This is a genomic window from Rhodoferax aquaticus (assembly GCF_006974105.1).
GTDB classification, from domain to species: domain Bacteria; phylum Pseudomonadota; class Gammaproteobacteria; order Burkholderiales; family Burkholderiaceae_C; genus Allorhodoferax; species Allorhodoferax aquaticus_A.
Genome location: NZ_CP036282.1, coordinates 1112301 through 1130175, shown reverse-complemented (window position 1 = coordinate 1130175; position 17875 = coordinate 1112301). Strand labels below are relative to the sequence as shown.

Annotated in this window: 14 protein-coding genes and 1 tRNA gene; 12 read left to right on the top strand and 3 right to left on the bottom strand. The window is 56.2% G+C overall.

Annotation, left to right across the window (positions count from 1 at the left end; translation table 11 throughout):
• Positions 1–16 precede the first annotated feature (16 nt).
• From EXZ61_RS05350 to EXZ61_RS05335, 4 genes are all read left to right on the top strand, one after another.
• Positions 17–739, top strand: a complete 723-nt coding sequence (locus tag EXZ61_RS05350; RefSeq protein ID WP_142809739.1) for a DsbC family protein — start codon at positions 17–19, stop codon at positions 737–739.
• Positions 740–843: 104 nt separating this feature from the next.
• Positions 844–2676: a M61 family metallopeptidase gene (locus tag EXZ61_RS05345; RefSeq protein ID WP_142809737.1), complete on the top strand. Its 1833-nt coding sequence runs from the start codon at positions 844–846 to the stop codon at positions 2674–2676.
• Positions 2677–2701: 25 nt separating this feature from the next.
• On the top strand, positions 2702–3481 hold the full coding sequence (locus EXZ61_RS05340; RefSeq protein WP_142809735.1) for an enoyl-CoA hydratase: 780 nt from the start codon (positions 2702–2704) through the stop codon (positions 3479–3481).
• A gap of 36 nt (positions 3482–3517) precedes the next feature.
• Positions 3518–3594: transfer RNA gene (locus EXZ61_RS05335), tRNA-Met, on the top strand.
• 94 nt (positions 3595–3688) lie between these two features.
• On the opposite strand, the gene EXZ61_RS05330 is transcribed toward EXZ61_RS05335, so the two are convergent.
• Complete coding sequence (locus EXZ61_RS05330) at positions 3689–4708, bottom strand: potassium channel family protein (protein WP_237219095.1); 1020 nt, start codon at positions 4706–4708, stop codon at positions 3689–3691.
• Between the two features lie 108 nt (positions 4709–4816).
• On the opposite strand from EXZ61_RS05330, the gene EXZ61_RS05325 reads away from it, so the two are divergent.
• Together EXZ61_RS05325 and miaB are read left to right on the top strand one after the other, a co-directional pair.
• Entirely contained in the window at positions 4817–5182 is a 366-nt protein-coding gene (locus EXZ61_RS05325) for a hypothetical protein (RefSeq protein WP_237219094.1), read from the top strand.
• Positions 5183–5315: 133 nt separating this feature from the next.
• A complete protein-coding gene (gene miaB, locus EXZ61_RS05320; RefSeq protein ID WP_142809733.1) occupies positions 5316–6677 on the top strand; it encodes a tRNA (N6-isopentenyl adenosine(37)-C2)-methylthiotransferase MiaB in 1362 nt (453 codons plus the stop codon).
• A 50-nt stretch (positions 6678–6727) separates the two neighbouring features.
• On the opposite strand, the gene EXZ61_RS05315 is transcribed toward miaB, so the two are convergent.
• Positions 6728–8020 (bottom strand): UDP-N-acetylglucosamine 1-carboxyvinyltransferase, encoded by a 1293-nt coding sequence (locus tag EXZ61_RS05315; protein ID WP_142814112.1) that lies wholly within the window; start codon positions 8018–8020, stop codon positions 6728–6730.
• 113 nt (positions 8021–8133) lie between these two features.
• On the bottom strand, positions 8134–9498 hold the full coding sequence (gene ffh / locus EXZ61_RS05310) for a signal recognition particle protein (protein WP_142809731.1): 1365 nt from the start codon (positions 9496–9498) through the stop codon (positions 8134–8136).
• 77 nt (positions 9499–9575) lie between these two features.
• Here ffh and EXZ61_RS05305 point away from each other — a divergent pair, with 77 nt between their 5' ends.
• From EXZ61_RS05305 to EXZ61_RS05285, 6 genes are all read left to right on the top strand, one after another.
• Positions 9576–10379 carry a cytochrome C assembly family protein gene (locus EXZ61_RS05305; RefSeq protein ID WP_142809729.1) on the top strand — a complete coding sequence of 268 codons (804 nt, stop codon included), beginning with the start codon at positions 9576–9578 and terminating at the stop codon, positions 10377–10379.
• A complete protein-coding gene (locus tag EXZ61_RS22565) occupies positions 10376–10609 on the top strand; it encodes a PP0621 family protein (protein WP_425353610.1) in 234 nt (77 codons plus the stop codon). Before EXZ61_RS05305 ends, EXZ61_RS22565 begins: the two co-directional genes overlap by 4 nt.
• The gene (locus tag EXZ61_RS05300) at positions 10610–12358 is read left to right on the top strand and encodes a two-component system sensor histidine kinase NtrB (protein WP_142809727.1); all 1749 of its coding nucleotides are present in this window, start codon (positions 10610–10612) and stop codon (positions 12356–12358) included.
• The gene (locus EXZ61_RS05295) at positions 12337–13860 is read left to right on the top strand and encodes a sigma-54-dependent transcriptional regulator (protein ID WP_142809725.1); all 1524 of its coding nucleotides are present in this window, start codon (positions 12337–12339) and stop codon (positions 13858–13860) included. The genes EXZ61_RS05300 and EXZ61_RS05295 overlap by 22 nt, the downstream gene beginning before the upstream one ends.
• Positions 13850–14443, top strand: coding sequence for a 1,6-anhydro-N-acetylmuramyl-L-alanine amidase AmpD (gene ampD / locus EXZ61_RS05290; RefSeq protein WP_142809723.1), 594 nt, complete (start codon positions 13850–13852; stop codon positions 14441–14443). Before EXZ61_RS05295 ends, ampD begins: the two co-directional genes overlap by 11 nt.
• A gap of 400 nt (positions 14444–14843) precedes the next feature.
• Positions 14844–17768 carry a ribonucleoside-diphosphate reductase subunit alpha gene (locus EXZ61_RS05285; protein ID WP_142809721.1) on the top strand — a complete coding sequence of 975 codons (2925 nt, stop codon included), beginning with the start codon at positions 14844–14846 and terminating at the stop codon, positions 17766–17768.
• Positions 17769–17875: the final 107 nt, after the last annotated feature.

The window sequence follows — 17875 nt, the reverse complement described above, 5'->3', positions numbered from 1 at the left end:
AAAACGTAAACCCACCATGAACCTTATGTACCGTATCTTGCTCAGCCTCTCCCTGCTAGTCACTTTAGGAAGTGCTATCGGCCAAGAAGCAGTGATCCGCAAAAATATTGCACAGCGCGTGCCCCAACTCAAAGACATTGAAGATGTGCGCAAATCTGCCATGCCAGGTTTGTATGAAATCACCGTCAACGGCAGTGATGTCTATTACACCGACGCGCAGGGAGACTTCTTGATTCACGGCAGCTTGATTGACACCAAAAAGCGCCGCAACCTGACCGAAGAGCGCGTAGACAAGCTCACGGCCATCAAGTTTGATGAGCTTCCGTTCAAAGATGCCTTCACTATCGTGCGTGGCAACGGTAAACGTAAGATCGCCGTGTTTGAAGACCCTAATTGCGGCTATTGCAAACGTTTTGAACGCGAGATGCAAAAAGTTGACAACGTCACTTTCTACATGTTTTTGTACCCTATCTTGGGAGCCGACTCCGTTGAGAAGTCCAAGGCCATTTGGTGTGCCAAAGACCGTGCCCAAACATGGCAAGACTGGATGGTGCGTGACCAAGCGCTGCCGAGCACCCCTGCCAACTGCGATACCAGCGCACTCAACCGCAATGTAGAAGCGGGCCGCGCAAGCAAAATCAACGGCACGCCGACCTTGCTCTTCACCAATGGCACACGTGTTCCAGGCGCCATTGACGCAGCACAACTCGAAAAGACATTGGCCGAGATTAAAGGCTAGCCCGCACACATCACGTACGTACCTTGGCACACGTGGCTCGCCATTTTTTGCTATACATTTCATAGCCACTTGCACAGTATAGAAGAGCGTCATCGGCACTATTTATGAAAACACCGACTCAAAAACGTCACAGCTCTGGCACCGCAAAAGCAGCGTTAACGCCGGTGCACTACACCGTTGATATGGCGACTGTGCACGACCATCTGTTCAGCGTGACGCTGCGTATTGCAAAGCCTGCGGCGCAACAGGTGTTGCGACTCCCCGTTTGGATTCCTGGCAGTTATTTGGTACGAGAGTTTTCCAAGCACGTGCAGCATCTTCAGTGCCGCCAAGGCACACGCCTGCGCAAGCACCAGCAAGACGACAAAGCCACATGGACCGTGGGCTGCGACCCGGAGCAGCCCCTAGAGGTCAGCTACCAAGTCTATGCCTTTGACAACTCCGTGCGCACCGCATGGTTGGACGCGACACGCGGTTTTTTCAACGGAACCAGCCTATTCTTACAAGTGGAAGGTCAAGACCAAGCCGAGCACCTTGTCCACATTGCCAGTCCGCAAGCCGCGCCGCATTGGAGCTTGGCTACCGGGCTCACCGCCGTGGCGACTGACAAGGCGGGATTTGGCACCTACCGTGCCGCCAACTATGACGAACTGGTCGATTGCCCCGTGGAGATGGGGTCGTTCTGGAGCGGTAGCTTCACGGCCGGGGGTATTCCTCACCGCGTTGTGGTGGCTGGCGCACCCCCCAGCTTTGACGGTGAAAAGCTCTTGGCAGACACCCGCGCCATTTGCGAAGAAGAAATTCGCTTTTGGCCTGGCAAAGCGCCATTTAGTCACTACGTCTTCATGCTCAACGCCGTCGCAGATGGCTACGGCGGATTGGAGCATCGCAACTCCACAGCCTTGATTGGCACGCGCAAAGACTTGCCCCGCTTGGCACGCACTTCGTTGGCACCCACCACACACAAGCAACCAGAGGGCTACACCAAGCTCTTGGGCCTGATCAGCCACGAGTACTTTCACACGTGGAACGTTAAACGCCTGCGCCCGTCTGAACTGGCCAGTTACGACTACACCCAGGAAAACTACACCGAGCTGCTGTGGTTCTTTGAGGGTTTTACCAGCTACTACGACGATTTACTGCTGCGCCGCGCCCAACTGATTGACGACGCGACCTACCTCAAACTCATCACACAAACCATCAACCAAGTGCAGCAAACCCCTGGGCGCTTGGTGCAAAGCGTGGCGCAATCCAGCTTTGATGCATGGGTCAAGTACTACCGCCAAGACGAAAACACGCCCAACGCCACCGTGAGTTACTACACCAAAGGATCTTTGGTGGCGCTGTGCCTTGACCTCACACTCCGGGCAGAAGGCACAACCACCTTGGATACCGTAATGCAAGCCCTGTGGCAGCGCTGCGCAGGTGGCCCCATGCGCGAAGCAGATGTCTTGAGCGTGCTAGAGCAGTTGTCCGGGCGCTCTTATGCCAAGGAACTCGCGGCCTGGGTGCACAGCACCAAAGAGCTGCCGGTCGCCGAACTCTTGGAGCGCCATGGCGTGCAAGTGCACCGTGAGCCCGACCAAGTGGCACAGCAACTGGGCCTGCGCGTCAAAGAAGGCAACGGCTTGTTCATTCACCAAATCCTGCGCGGCGGCGTGGCCGAGAAGGCTGGCTTTGCCAGCGGCGACGAGTGGCTCGCCGTTGAAAACCTCAAAGGCCCTGCGCCTGGCCCATGGCGCGTGCGCAGCCTAGACGACTTTTTGCTGTACACCGGCAATGCCAAAGAAGTCAAAGCGCTGGTCGCGCGCGATGGGCAACTCACCACACTCACCCTCGCCATGCCCAAACCCAGTCAGGCCGTGCGACTGTCCGTGCGCGATGCCAAGCTGGTGAGTAACTGGCTAGGCAACACCCGCAACCCTGCGGCAAAATAGTTTTTCAACTTCTGCACCGAGCACCATGAACTACGAATGCATTACCACCCGCATTGAAGGTGACAAAGTCGCCATCATCACGCTGAACCGACCCAAGCAGCTCAATGCGCTGAACGACCAGCTCATGGACGAGTTGGGCCATGCGCTCAAAACCTTTGACGCAGATGCCTCCATTGGTTGCATGGTCATCACTGGCAGCGAAAAGGCCTTTGCCGCTGGAGCCGACATCACTGCCATGGCCAAATTCAGCTTTGCCGACGCCTACAAAGGCGACTTCATCACCCGCAATTGGGAAACCCTGCGGAGCGTCCGCAAGCCCGTCATCGCCGCCGTGAGTGGCTTTGCCTTGGGCGGAGGGTGTGAGCTGGCCATGATGTGCGACTTCATCATCGCGTCTGACACAGCCAAATTTGGACAACCCGAAATCAAGCTGGGCATCATTCCAGGCGCAGGCGGCACGCAGCGCTTGCCACGCGCGGTGGGCAAGGCCAAAGCCATGGACTTGGCACTGACCGGCCGGATGATGGACGCCGTGGAAGCAGAACGCGCAGGCTTGGTAAGTCGCGTGGTGCCAGTAGAAAAATTGTTGGACGAAGCCTTGGGTGCCGCGCTTTTGATCAGCGGCTACTCGCAAATTGCCACCATGGCCACCAAAGAAACGGTGAACCGCGCCTTTGAGAGCGGCTTGTCTGACGGTCTGATGTTTGAGCGCCGCCTGTTCCACGCCCTCTTCGCCACGGCTGACCAAAAAGAAGGCATGGACGCTTTTGTAAACAAACGCCAGGCGGAATTCAAAAATCTATAGAAAAGCAAAAAAGACTTTGCTATAATTCTTGGCTTCGGTCGTATAGCTCAGTTGGTTAGAGCGCAGCATTCATAATGCTGATGTCGGTGGTTCAAATCCACCTACGACCACCAAACACTGCTGAACTTCGGTTCACAACACAAAGCCTGCTAACCCTTGGTCTAGCGGGCTTTTTTGTTTCTGCCCACGTTGCGGGCGTTCCTTGCGCTAGGGCTTCAGCGCATTTTCCAGTTGCAATCGCCCACCCGGCGTTGCCATCAGCACCAAGGCAACGCCTGGTGTCAGCACATGCTCATCCGGTGGGTTAAACACCCATTTGCCCTGCTCATGCGTGGCCATCAGCACGTAGTCGCGTGATTTCGGCACCAGTTTGCCCAAGGCGGTCGGTGGCATATGGGCCGGAACGACGACCTCCTCCACGCGCAAGCCTTCGTCGCTGTGCAGCATTTTGTCCATGAAATTCACCACATGGGGGCGCAGCATGGCCGAGGCGATACGCATGCCGCCGGTGAAGTCGGGCGACACAATTTCGTCCGCCCCCGCTTTGCGAGCCTTATTGGCGTTGCGAATATCGTGCAATCGCGCTACCACGCGTGCCTTGCTGTTCAGCAACTTGACGGAAAGGGACACCATGAGGTTGTGGCTATCGTCCCCCGTCACAGCAAATACCCCGGCTGCCGACGTAACGCCTGCGGCCAAGAGCGTGTCATCATCGGCTGCGTCACTGTGCAAATACAAGGCGTCAGGGTGGTGCTCCAACCAACGATCTAGGGCCTGCTTGTCGCTCTCAATCACCACCATATCGCGCTTGGTTTTTAACAACTCTAGCCCTACGTTGGTCCCCACACGCCCAATGCCGCACACAATGTAGTGCCCAGACAGCCGCGAAATCTCATGTTGCATGCGTTTCTTCCTTAATGCCGTATTCAGGTCAGACTCCAAGAGCAAAGCCACGAAGGTGGAGAACAAATAGCTCATGGTGCCAATGCCCACCACGGCAATGGCCACGGTGAACAAGCGGCCATAGGGGTGAAAAGTCAGATCCACCGTCTCCCCATAGCCGATGGTGGCCACGGTGATGAACGTCATATAGAAACTGTCGACCCACGTGGCCGTGCCGCCGCTGATGATGCGGTAGCCCAAGGTCCCCACGATGTGCACCAAAACCAGCAAAACCAGTCCGCGCACAAATCCAGATAGATGCGAGCCTCGCAATAGTTTCTTCACACTGTGTTTGCCCCTAGCGCAGCCTAAGTGGGCTGCTGCGTCAAATTGTAGTGCGGCAACCCCGTGGTACCATGCGCCCCTTTTCTCCACAGCCTCTGGACATACACCATGAACCGCTGCCCTGCATCAACACCGCGCCGAATCTTGTTTCGGCAGTTCGCCGCCTTGGGCCTTACGGCCTGCTTGGTCGGCTCCGCGCTCGCCCAAGTGAGCCAATCGGTACGCCCCTTCCCAGCCACCGCGAAGCGCGCCACCATGGTGGTCACAGCGCCGCCGGAACTGACCCTGAACGGAAAGACAGAGCGCCTCTCGCCCGGTGCGCGAATTTGGAGCGACACCCGCATGCTGACCATGTCGGCTTCCCTGGTCGGTAAAAGCGTGGTGGTGAACTATGTGCGTGAGCCGATGGGCCTGATCCACGAAGTGTGGATTCTGAACGCAGCGGAAATCGCGCAAAAAACGCCAGCGCCCTAGGCTTGTGCGACAGCCCCGGGTGAGGCCTGTGCCTCAGTTCACCGCAGCAAGTCCACACCAAGGGAAAAACAGGCTATTGCGCCCATCTTTATTGCGCAAGCCACTATTAAACATATAGCAAGTGAGCATCCCCATGTCCAAAAAAGTCTTCATCAAAACCTTTGGCTGCCAAATGAACGAGTACGACTCCGACAAGATGGCCGACGTTCTGGGCGCCGCCCAAGGCTATGAGCCCACGCAAAACGTAGACGAAGCCGACCTCATTTTGTTCAATACCTGCTCCGTACGCGAAAAGGCCCAAGAAAAGGTGTTCTCAGATTTAGGCCGTATCAAGCACCTCAAAGCCAAGGGCGTGCAAATTGGCGTGGGCGGCTGCGTAGCCAGCCAAGAAGGTGCGGCCATCATTGCGCGGGCGCCGTATGTGGACGTGGTGTTTGGGCCCCAAACCCTGCACCGTTTGCCTGAGCTTCTCAACGCGCGCAAGGCTTTGAACAAGCCGCAAGTGGACATCAGCTTCCCCGAAATTGAGAAGTTTGATCACCTGCCGCCCGCCAAGGTCGAAGGCGCCAGCGCTTTTGTGAGCATCATGGAAGGCTGCTCCAAGTACTGCAGTTACTGCGTGGTGCCCTACACACGGGGCGAAGAGGTGTCGCGCCCATTTGAAGATGTGCTGGTTGAGGTCGCCGGTTTGGCAGACCAAGGGGTCAAAGAGGTCACCCTCTTGGGGCAAAACGTCAACGCTTACCGGGCCAAGATGATTGGCAGCGAAAACTCGCTGACCGCTGAAATGGCGGACTTTGCAACCCTGCTGGAGTATGTGGCCGACATCCCCGGGATTGAACGCATCCGCTACACCACCAGCCACCCCAATGAATTCACGCCCAGCCTGATTGCAGCCTACGACAAGATCCCCAAGCTGGTGAGCCACTTGCACCTGCCGGTGCAGCATGGCAGCGACAAGATTTTGATGGCCATGAAGCGCGGCTACACCGCCATGGAATACAAGAGCACGGTGCGCAAGCTGCGCGCCATTCGCCCCGACATGGCCATGAGCTCTGACTTCATCGTGGGCTTCCCCGGTGAGACCGAGGACGACTTCAACAAGATGATGAAGCTGATTGACGATGTGGGCTTTGACAACAGCTTTAGCTTCATCTTCAGCCCCCGCCCCGGAACGCCTGCGGCCAACTTGCATGACGATACGCCGCACGAGGTCAAGCTGCGCCGCTTGCACCACCTGCAAGAGACCATCAACGCCAGCATCACCCGCATCAGCGAAAGCCGCCTGGGCACAGTGCAACGCATCTTGGTCGAGGGCAGCTCCAAACGGGACAACGGTGAGCTCATGGGCCGCACCGAGTGCAACCGCGTTGTCAACTTTGCAGGCCCTGCGCGCTTGGTGGGCAATTTGGTGGACGTCAAAATCACCGAGACCCGCAGCTACACCTTGCGCGGCGAAGTGCTCACCACGGCAGACGCTGAACTCTCGCTGTAATTTCTAGAGCGCTTGCGCCCGTGGCCAGGGGCGCAAGCGGCCTGCCCGCATCAGGTCCACTCGATGCGTGCGCCCAAGCTGCAAATGTTTTCCACAAAACGTGGATGCGCCCGGCGAATGGGTGCCGCGTGGTGGATCATGGAGCGACCAGGGATACTGGAAGCCACCATCAGCAAGGCAATCGCCACGCGGATGATGTAAGGGCTCTCTACCTCAGCGGGCGTCAAAGGCTTGCCGCCGAAGGTGATGATGCGGTGCGGGTCAGACAAGAATGCGTGCGCGCCGAACTTGGACAACTCCGAGGTCCAGCCCATGGCGCCGTCATACACCTTGTTCCAGAACATGGCACTGCCTTCGGCCTTCACTCCCAAGGCCACAAAAATCGGCAGCAAATCCACCGGCAAGTAAGGCCAAGGCGCGGCCTCCACCTTTTGCAAGATGTTGCGGGTAAACGGCTCTTTGACTTTCAAAGGGCCGTTTGTCACCGAGCGCGACCACCCACCTTCATGCACAATTTGCACGCCAAACTTGGCAAAGGTGCGGTCGATCAAGGGAAACTGCTCGGGCGTAGAGTTCTTTACCTCTACCGAGCCACCCGTGATAGCGCCCAAAGCCAAGAAGGTCACGATTTCGTGAAAGTCTTCCGCAAACGTAAAGTCAGCCCCGCCCAAGGTGGATACCCCGGTGATGCTGAGCTTGGAGGTGCCCAAGCCCTCGATCTGCGCGCCTAGCATGCGCATGAACTGGCAAAACTCTTGCACGTGCGGCTCAGACGCCGCGTTCATTAGGGTGGACTGGCCTTGCGACAGCGCGGCGCACAGCACAAAGTTCTCGGTGGTGGTGACGGAGGCGTAATCCGTCCAATGGTCGTTGGCTTGCAGCTTGCCATCGACCGACAACACCAAACCGACATCTCCACGATGCACTTTGGCGCCAAACCGCTGGAAGACCTCCACATGGGGGTCAATTTCCCGCACGCCCAAAGTGCAGCCGGTGACGTCATCTTCAATCCGTGCAGAACCAAACCGGGCCATGAGTCCAGGCACCAGCATGATGGAGCTGCGCATTTCTTCAGGCAAGCGGTGCACGGCGGCGTCGAAGAAGGTGTCTCGGTGCTCCAAATCCAAAACACCTGTGGCGTAGTCCATGGACACATTGCTTCCCAAGGTGCGGAAAATTTCCAAAATCTTGCGCACGTCGGTCAGGTCCGGCACCCCGCGTAAGCGCACCGGCGCGCGCGTGAGCAAGGTGGCGCACAGAATAGGCAGCACCGCATTTTTGTTGGCTGAAGGAATGACGCGCCCTGCTAAAGGTGCGCCACCGTGAACGATCAAATTGGACATAGGGTCAAAGGCCGCAAACCGGAACGGTTTGGGCAAACATCAAGTTGCTATAAATAATGAAGCTGCTCACGCAGCATCCATGCGCGCTACAGGCCAAAAACCATCAAAAATCACTAAAAGGGCATCTTGGGCATGCCTTTCATGCCGCCCAAGCGCTTCATCATTTTCATCATGCCGCCGCCCTTCATCTTCTTCATCATGTCTTGCATTTGCTCAAATTCCTTGAGCATGCGGTTGACTTCTTGCACCTGCACGCCGGAACCAGCGGCAATGCGGCGCTTGCGGGTGGCTTTGATGAGCTCAGGCTTGCGGCGCTCCAGCGGCGTCATGCTTTGGATGATGCCTTCTTTGCGCTTGATATCCCGCTCCGCGCGGTCCATATCGACCTGTCCCGCCTTGGCGGCCACGGCCGCAGGCATTTTGTCCATGAGGCTGGAGAGACCGCCCATTTGCTTCATTTGCTGAATTTGGGCCAAGAAGTCGTTCAGGTCAAAGCCGCCGCCGGTTTTGACCTTGGCTGCCAGCTTTTGCGCGGCTTCCATATTGACCCCGGCAGTCACCTGCTCCACCAAGGCCAAGATGTCACCCATGCCCAAAATGCGCCCTGCGTGGCGTTCAGCGTCGAATACCTCTAGCCCGTCGAGCTTTTCGCTGGTACCGGCAAACTTGATGGGTGCGCCGGTAATTTGGCGCACCGACAGCGCCGCACCGCCGCGTGAGTCACCGTCCGTTTTGGTCAAAATGATGCCGGTCAGTGGCAAGGCATCTTTGAAAGCGCGCGCAGTGTTGGCCGCATCTTGGCCCTGCATGGCGTCCACCACAAACAGGGTTTCCACAGGGTTGAGCGCGGCGTGCAAACCTTTGATTTCGGCCATCAAGGCCTCATCAATCGCCAAGCGACCGGCGGTATCCACGAGCAACACGTCAAAAAAGTGCTTCTTGGCATAGTCCAGTGCGGCCAAGCCAATATCCACCGGCTTTTGATCGGGCGTGCTGGGGAACCATTGGGCACCGGCTTGGGCCGTCACGGTTTTCAACTGCTCAATGGCCGCGGGGCGGTAGACGTCGCCCGATACCGTCAGCACTTTCTTTTTGCGCTTTTCAATCAGGTGCTTGGCCAGCTTAGCCGTGGTGGTGGTTTTACCCGCACCTTGCAAGCCAGCCATCAAGATCACCGCCGGTGGCTGGGCCGCGAGGTTGATGTCACTCACGCCTTCACCCATGGTCGCGGCCAGCTCTTTGCTCACAATGCTGACCAGCACCTGGCCGGGCTGCAGGGACCCCAGCACGTCTTCACCTAAGGACTTTTCCTTCACGCGGGCAATAAAGTCGCGTACCACGGGCAAAGCCACATCGGCCTCTAACAAGGCCATGCGCACTTCGCGCAACATGTCGGAGACATTGGATTCCGTAATACGTGCCTGACCCCGTAATTCTTTAACGAGGCGGGAAAGTTTGTCGGTAAGGGCGGAGGCCATAGGTCGTATTCCGGTGAACGGAACCTGTAGTGAAGACCAGCATGGGCTGGCAAGGTGCAAAACGCTAAACTGTAGCCATGATTTTAGCCAGTGCGCCCCCCACCCAACTGATTCTTTCAGTTTTAGCCTCAGCAGCCTACGCATGGCCCGCTGTGCGTGCCGCGCACATGGGCCCCGTTAGCGCACGCAAGTGGGTGTGGGCAGCTTGGGCATTGCATGGCGCTGTGTTGAGCTGGAGCTTGTTGGGCGACGCCCCCCGCTTTGGATTTGCGCCCGCGCTGTCGATGACCGCGTGGCTCGTCGCAGCGGTCTATGCCGTAGAGGCGCACATTTTTCCTCAGCTGCAGACCCGGTGGGCCTTGTGCGGACTAGGCGCAGTGGCCGTTGTGCTCAGCGCACTTTTTCCGGGACACGCCATGGCGAGTTCGGCATCCGGCTGGCTCCCCCTGCACTTGGCGTTTGGCGTAGCGTGCTACGGATTGTTTGGCACAGCAGTGGTTCACGCGTGGTTCCTTACGCGCGCGGAGCACCGCATTCGTTTGGCAGAAGATCCGCATAGCGGCCTTCCGTTGTTGACACTGGAAAGACTGACATTCCGCTTTGTAGGTTCAGGCTTTGCGGTCTTGAGCGCCACTTTGCTTGTGGGTTTTGTCTTTGGCGAGGCTGTCTACGGACAAGCCAAAGCATGGCGCTGGGACCACAAAACGGTGTTTTCCGTGTTGTCATGGCTGACGTTTGCCGTCTTGCTGTTAGGCCGACGCGCTTTTGGCTGGCGCAGCAAGCGCGCCGTCAACATGCTCTATGTGGGCTCGGTGTTTTTGCTGTTGGCCTACGTAGGCTCACAGTTCGTCATGGAAGTATTGCTAAGGCGCACCCCATGAGGTACGCCTTGCTGATAGCCGGTGTTCTGTTGCTGGTGTGGCGTTTTCGTACGTGGCGCGCTGGACAAGACATAGACAGCCCGCGTGTAAGACCAGTCAAGAAGCCATCGACAACCACAGACATGGTGCCATGCCGGCACTGCGGAACGCATATTCCTGTCCAAGAGGCAATTGAAGGGCGCTTGGGCCAGTACTGCAGCGCCGCGCACCACCGAAGCTTGGAGGGATAAGTGGCAAGCGCTGACCCCCTGCATTCATGGTTGGGCCCCACCGAGATCGAAACACTAACGCCTGAACTACGCGAACCCTACGAATTCGAACGCCTGTGGCAGGGCTTTATGACAGCCCGATTGACCCTGGGCACCGTACTGCTCGCATTGCAAGCAGGCTTGTTTATCAGTAGCACCTCGCATAGCAAGGCCTTGGTCGCCATTTGTTTGGCTTACTTTATAGGCACAGTTGCCAGCAAGATGAGCGGAAAACCCGCGCGCTTGGGCAAGTCCTTCAACCGCACCTGGGGTGCTTTGGTGGGGCTCGATGTACTGGTGTTTTCTGTCTTGCAACTCATGCAAGGTACGAGCATCAACTACACCCCACTATTTGCTCTGCCCATCTTGTTGGCCTCGGTCCTAGGCACCCTACGCTTGGCACTGGGCACAGCGGCAGGTGTCTCCATGCTGCTGCTAGCCAATACCTCATGGAACTATTTGCAAAACCCTGGGGATGCCACCTCGTCCTTTGTGCAAGCGGCCTTAAGCGGGGTGGGCTACTTTGTCATTGCGTTTTTAGCGCAGCAGTTGTCGGCACGGATCGCCAGTGAAGGCAAACGCGCACTGCACAACCAGCTGGCTGCCAGTGTGCAGCGCCAAGTCAACGAACTCGTCATCGAATCCATGCCAGAGGGGGTACTCATCGTAGACCGGCGTGGGCGTGTGCGAGCGGCCAACCCTGCGGCACGGGCGTTTTTAGGGCCTAGAGAAGATGTACGTATTCCGGTGTTTGATCTCAAAGACGAACCCGGTTGGATGCCCCTGCTCAACTTGACTCAGCTGAGTGTGGCCACGGGTCAAAGCCACGAAGAAGACGTCACGCTTCGAATGCGCGGGCAAGGCCCCCGAAAGATTCGGGCTCGAACCAGCCTCGCTGCCCCGTTTAGCCCGGACGGGGACAGCCTGTGTGTGCTTTTTTTGCAGGACCAGCGTGAGCTCGAAGCCCGCATGCGCACCGAAAAGCTCGCCAGTATGGGCCGTATGTCTACCGCTGTCGCGCACGAAATTCGCAACCCCTTGGCGGCCATCGTGCAAGCCAACGCGCTGCTCGATGAAGACCTCACGGACCCTCGGCTCAAAAAGTTAACTGCCATGGTGGGGCAAAACGCGAAACGTCTAGAAAAGATTGTGGACGACATTCTCAATGTGTCGCGTGTACAGACCGAGTCTGAGGCCGTCACGCTGTCGGTGGTCAACCTGCACGAGGCAACGTTGCAAACGTGCAGCGATTGGGCTGCACAAAACAAGGTACAAAAGCGCGTATCGGTGGACCTTCCTGAATCGTCTCTGCTGGTACGTTTTGACAATGAGCATTTGCGCCGCATGCTGGTGAACTTGCTGGACAACGCCTTGCGCTATGCCACCACGCAAGCCCAAGCGATTCAAATCAATACGCGCGAACACTCAGATCAGCGAGCCATGCTGTCGGTTTGGAGCGACGGCCCGCCCATGGACAAGTCGGTGGAGCGCCATTTGTTTGAACCCTTTTTTTCGTCGGAAAGCCGTTCGAGCGGGCTGGGCCTCTTCATCTGCCGGCAAATGTGCGAGCGCCACGGTGCCACCATTTTTTACCAACGCAATAGCAGAAACGCGCGCGGACAGTGGGTAGAAGGCAATGAGTTTGTGATCACTATGCATACAACCCCCTTACCCGCGCGCGCAACGCAATCCGAAACCCAGACGACTCCATGGCAAACCACGCTGTACTGAACGACGCCAAAATCTTGGTGATTGACGATGAGCCCGACCTGCGCACCTTGTACGAACTCACCCTTCTGCGAGAAGGCTATCGTGTAGACACCGCCGGAAGCCTGCAAGAGGCATGGCAACTGCTCAATGACAAATCGTTTGATGTGGTCATCACCGATATGCGCCTGCCCGATGGCATGGGTGTGGACATACTAGGTGGCATCAAATCCCAACGCCGCGCTGAGCGCTGCGTTGTGATTACTGCTTTTGGCTCCGCAGAAAACGCGGTCAGCTCATTCAAAGCCGGGGCTTTTGACTACCTCACCAAACCCGTGGACTTAAAGCAATTCAGAACGGTCATTGCGTCAGCTGTCCACAACGCCGCCGCACTGCAGCAAACGTCTTTGGAGGCTTCTTTTGCAGGCAAGCGACGTGCTGCACCACAGCGCCATGGCACCGCAGACACTTCCTTGGCCCGATTGGCCGGAGAGTCTGCCAGCATGCGCAACGTTAAAGAACGCATTGTGAAAGTGGCGCGTAGCATGGCGCCCGTTTTGATTCGGGGAGAGTCGGGAACCGGCAAGGAGTTGGTTGCAAGTGCGCTACATACCAATAGCCACCGCGCGGATGGACCTTGGGTCGCGGTCAATTGCAGCGCCATTCCGGAGAACTTGCTGGAAGCTGAATTCTTCGGTGCCAAAAAAGGAGCCTATACAGGGTCCAACCAGGACAGAGATGGGTTTTTCCAAGCCGCCAAAGGCGGCACGCTGTTTTTGGACGAAATCGGCGACCTGCCCTTGTCCATGCAAGCCAAGCTCTTGCGCGCCATCCAAGAGCGATGCGTGCGGCCTATTGGCTCCAACCAAGAAGAGTCGGTTGACGTGCGCATCGTGAGCGCGACACACAAAAATTTGCCTGAGGAAGTGACACAAGGCAAGTTTCGCCAAGACCTCTACTACCGTATCAACGTCATAGATATCGTGATTCCACCGTTGCGAGAGCGCATGGAAGACCTACCTGACCTATGCCACGCGCTACTCAGCAAGATTGCCGATGAATCGGGCTTGCCTGCGCCACGCATGTCTGAAGAAACTCTACGCCAGCTTATGCAACTACCGTTGCATGGCAATGTGCGCGAGCTAGAAAACCTTTTGCACCGTGCGGTAGCGCTCAGCGATGGGGATGAACTACTCTTTGAAGACTTTGAGGCGCATGCATCGCATGCCCCTGCCTTCGCAAGCACAGCGGCCATCACCAATGAGACGGTGTCCGACACTTCCGATAAGCCAATGGGCACCCATGCAGAAAGTGCGGAGAAGGAAGTCACGATTCCTGCCGACTTGCAAAGTCACTTGGACCAGCAAGAGCGGGAAATTTTGGTTCACACGCTCAAGGAAACAGGTTTCAACCGCACGTTGGCTGCGAGCCGATTGGGGCTGACACTGCGCCAGATTCGCTACCGTATCGCTCGCCTGCGAATTGATGCGCCTCAAGCGCAAGACGAGTCAAACGATGGCAGCTGAGTCGTCTCGCCCTCTCACAGCTTGGACTGAGGGCTGGCTATCGAGCGCGCACCACTTGCCTTCGCCCAATTTCGGCGTCAGGCCAGCCCATGCGTCAATTGACTTGGTCGTGGTGCACTCCATTAGCCTGCCTCCGGGACAGTATGGAGGTGATCAAGTATTGGACTTGTTCACCAATCGGCTAGATTGGGAGGCGCACCCCTATTTCAAAAGCATAGAAGGCACGCAAGTTTCAGCCCATTTCTTTATCCGCCGCACTGGCGCGGTTTGGCAGTTCGTGAGCTGCGATGACCGCGCATGGCACGCTGGTAAATCGAGTTACCGTGGACGTGACAACTGCAACGACGACTCTATTGGCATCGAGCTGGAGGGCTTGGAAGGTGACACGTTTGAAGCGGCCCAGTATGTGGCGCTTGAAGATCTGCTGAATCAACTCAAACAGCGCTATAGCTTGAAGTACTTAGCAGGGCACGAACATATTGCAGTGGGGAGAAAGCAGGACCCTGGGCCGGGATTTGATTGGGAACGTATGCGACAATCGCCCGCCTTAGAAAATTGGTGTTTTCCAGACCCCGTGCGTTAGACCTGTTTTATTTTGCGAAATTAGCCCAATTTAGTCGAATAACGCATTCATTGTTTGAATGTCGTTCTTGCGCGTTCACTCAAGGCATGCGGCCTGCGAAACAAAATCCTGCGCAAAGCCACACCAGCCTTAGAGACCACGTTCAAAGCTAAGCAATCATGGGGCCTCACGTGGCATTGCGCTCCCAAGACATTTCATCCATCCGAACAAACCCCAGACAAACAACAAAAAAACCACGCACATATTTTTCCTACAGAACACTACCTGTAGTAGCTTGCAAGCACCTCAAACACCAGATATAGTGTGCATAGCTTTCTGGGGCGTTGAAGATAAAAGCTCCATAACGCCCCATCTACATCTCCACCAGCACATAAAAAATACCGACTTCATCGAGGGAACCATGCAAAGCGCTTCACTTACTCCAAGCCCTATTTCCACCGGCATTTTGACCACCAGTGCACCAAGCGCGGCGGAAACCGTCGCTTCCAGCACGCTCAGCCACTACCAAATCATCCGCCGCAATGGCGCTGTAGTGCCCTTTGAGCCAGGCAAGATAGCGATCGCCATGATGAAAGCTTTTTTGGCTGTGCACGGCACCCAAGGTGCTGCGTCCGCCAGCGTACGCGAGACCGTGGACGAGTTAACCCAGCAAGTAGTGCGTGCACTGATGCGCTCTCGGCCGGGCGGCGGCACTTTTCACATTGAAGATGTGCAAGACCAAGTGGAACTTGGACTGATGCGTGGCAGCCACCACGAAGTAGCTCGCGCTTACGTGCTGTACCGCGAGCACCACAACCAAGAGCGTGCAAAGCAAGTCGCCCAAGCCACGCCTGCCGCCCCTGTATTGCACGTGCTGGACGCTGGCCAACGCGTAGCATTGAACGTCGATCAACTCAAGCAGCGTATTGAAACCGCCTGCGCGGGTTTAGGCGCTGAAGTCAGTGCAGCACCCATCTTCGCAGAAACCATGCGCAACTTGTACGACGGCGTACCTATCGATGAAGTCTACAAGGCGTCCATTTTGGCCGCTCGCACTTTGATCGAAAAGGACCCAGACTACACCTACGCCACAGCCCGCTTGCTGTTGCATACGATTTCACGCGAAATATTGGGCAAAGATGTGGCACAAGCCGATATGGGGCAGGCCTACGCAGAGTACTTTCCTGGTTTTATTCAACGCGGCGTCAAATCAGAGCTCTTGGACCCCGTATTGTTGCAATTTGATTTAGTGAAGTTGGGCTCCGCACTTAAAGCGGAACGCGACTTGCAGTTTGACTATCTAGGTCTGCAAACTCTGTATGACCGCTACTTTTTGCATGAAGGCAAAACACGCATTGAATTGCCACAAGCATTCTTCATGCGGGTGGCTATGGGCCTGAGCCTGAATGAAAGCAATCGCGAAGACCGCGCCATTGAGTTTTACGAAGTGCTTTCCTCGTTTGACTTCATGTCCAGCACGCCAACATTGTTCAACAGCGGCACATTGCGCGCCCAACTGTCGTCTTGCTACTTGACCACGGTGCCCGACGATTTAGATGGCATCTACGAGTCCATCAAAGAGAACGCCTTGCTGTCTAAGTTTGCTGGCGGACTGGGCAATGACTGGTCACGCGTGCGCGCGTTGGGTTCGCACATCAAAGGAACGAATGGCGAGTCGCAGGGTGTCGTGCCTTTCCTCAAAGTAGTCAATGACACGGCTGTGGCTGTCAACCAAGGGGGCAAACGCAAAGGGGCTGTTTGTACCTACTTGGAGTCATGGCATCTGGATATCGAGGAGTTTCTGGAGCTGCGCAAAAACACCGGTGATGACCGTCGACGCACCCATGACATGAACACTGCCAACTGGATTCCAGACTTGTTCATGCGCCGTGTCATGGAGAAAGGCCAGTGGACCTTGTTCTCGCCCTCCAGCGTGCCTGACTTGCACGACAAGTTTGGTGCTGACTTCGAACAAGCCTATGTGGCGTATGAAGCAGCTGCAGCTCGGGGCGAACTCAAGCCTGCACGGACCATTCAAGCCAATGACCTGTGGCGCAAGATGCTCACCATGTTGTTTGAAACGGGGCACCCTTGGATTACATTCAAAGACGCTTGCAATGTGCGCTCCCCTCAGCAACACGCTGGCGTGGTGCACTCCAGCAATCTGTGTACTGAAATCACACTGAACACCTCAGACACCGAAACTGCCGTCTGCAACTTGGGCTCTGTCAATCTACTGCAGCACATGAAGGATGGCGCACTCGACCACGACAAACTCAAGCGCACGATTTCCACAGCGATGCGCATGTTGGACAACGTGATCGACATCAACTACTACGCCGTGAAGAAAGCACGTGACTCCAACTTGCGCCACCGCCCTGTTGGATTGGGCTTGATGGCCTTTCAAGATAGCTTGTACTCGTTGCGTATACCGTATGCAAGCCAGGCAGCGGTGGAATTCGCCGACAAGTCCATGGAGGCGATTAGCTATTACGCATACTGGGCATCTACGGAGTTGGCGAAAGAACGCGGTCAGTACTCAAGCTACAAAGGCTCTTTGTGGGACCAAGGCATATTGCCTCTGGACACCTTGAATCTACTAGAGAAAGCCCGCGGTGGCTATGTGGATGTGGACCGCTCATCCACCTTAGACTGGGACGCTTTGCGCAAGAAAATTGCAGCAGACGGGATGCGCAACTCCAACTGCGTAGCAATAGCGCCGACGGCCACTATCTCTAACATTATCGGTGTCGACGCTTCTATTGAGCCAAGTTTTGGGAATCTGTCGGTCAAGTCCAACCTGTCGGGTGAGTTCACCATCATCAACAGCTACTTGGTCCGAGACCTGAAGAAGCTGGGCTTGTGGGACGATGTCATGGTGATGGACCTCAAGCACTTTGATGGTTCTTTAGGCCCCATCGACCGGGTGCCCAATGAAATCAAGGCCCTCTATGCCACCGCCTTTGAAGTCGAGACCCAATGGCTAGTGGAAGCTGCAGCCCGCCGTCAAAAGTGGATTGACCAGGCGCAGTCACTGAATATTTACATGGCTGGTGCCTCCGGTAAAAAGTTGGATGAGACCTACAAACTCGCATGGTTGCGTGGGTTGAAAACCACCTACTACTTACGCACCATGTCAGCAACACATGCTGAAAAATCCACCGTGACGGCTGGACGCATGAATGCGGTGTCCTCCAATATGGATACCCCTGCGCCAGTGTCCAAAATGAGTGCATTGGAAGCTGCAGCGGCTGCTGCAAATATGCAGATTGAAATGGCCACAAACGCGGCCACTGACATTAAGTTTTGCGGTGTAGACGACCCCACATGTGAGTCCTGCCAATAAGCCTAAGGGAAGCCAACCGATGGCTTCCCGATGCTGTTGAGCAACACATTTTTTAGACAGCAGCGTGATTGCTTTTCAATTCAATTCGCTGCTCTCATAATCCGCTG

Bases quoted from the DNA above. Each gene is read 5' to 3' on its own strand.
- EXZ61_RS05350 (WP_142809739.1), top strand. From the start codon at position 17: ATGAACCTTATGTACCGTATCTTGCTCAGCCTCTCCCTGCTAGTCACT.
- EXZ61_RS05325 (WP_237219094.1), top strand. From the start codon at position 4,817: ATGAACCGCTGCCCTGCATCAACACCGCGCCGAATCTTGTTTCGGCAG.
- EXZ61_RS05345 (WP_142809737.1), top strand. From the start codon at position 844: ATGAAAACACCGACTCAAAAACGTCACAGCTCTGGCACCGCAAAAGCA.
- EXZ61_RS05295 (WP_142809725.1), top strand. From the start codon at position 12,337: ATGGCAAACCACGCTGTACTGAACGACGCCAAAATCTTGGTGATTGAC.
- ampD (WP_142809723.1), top strand. From the start codon at position 13,850: ATGGCAGCTGAGTCGTCTCGCCCTCTCACAGCTTGGACTGAGGGCTGG.
- EXZ61_RS05315 (WP_142814112.1), bottom strand. From the start codon at position 8,020: ATGTCCAATTTGATCGTTCACGGTGGCGCACCTTTAGCAGGGCGCGTC.
- EXZ61_RS22565 (WP_425353610.1), top strand. From the start codon at position 10,376: ATGAGGTACGCCTTGCTGATAGCCGGTGTTCTGTTGCTGGTGTGGCGT.
- EXZ61_RS05340 (WP_142809735.1), top strand. From the start codon at position 2,702: ATGAACTACGAATGCATTACCACCCGCATTGAAGGTGACAAAGTCGCC.
- EXZ61_RS05305 (WP_142809729.1), top strand. From the start codon at position 9,576: ATGATTTTAGCCAGTGCGCCCCCCACCCAACTGATTCTTTCAGTTTTA.
- ffh (WP_142809731.1), bottom strand. From the start codon at position 9,498: ATGGCCTCCGCCCTTACCGACAAACTTTCCCGCCTCGTTAAAGAATTA.
- miaB (WP_142809733.1), top strand. From the start codon at position 5,316: ATGTCCAAAAAAGTCTTCATCAAAACCTTTGGCTGCCAAATGAACGAG.
- EXZ61_RS05285 (WP_142809721.1), top strand. From the start codon at position 14,844: ATGCAAAGCGCTTCACTTACTCCAAGCCCTATTTCCACCGGCATTTTG.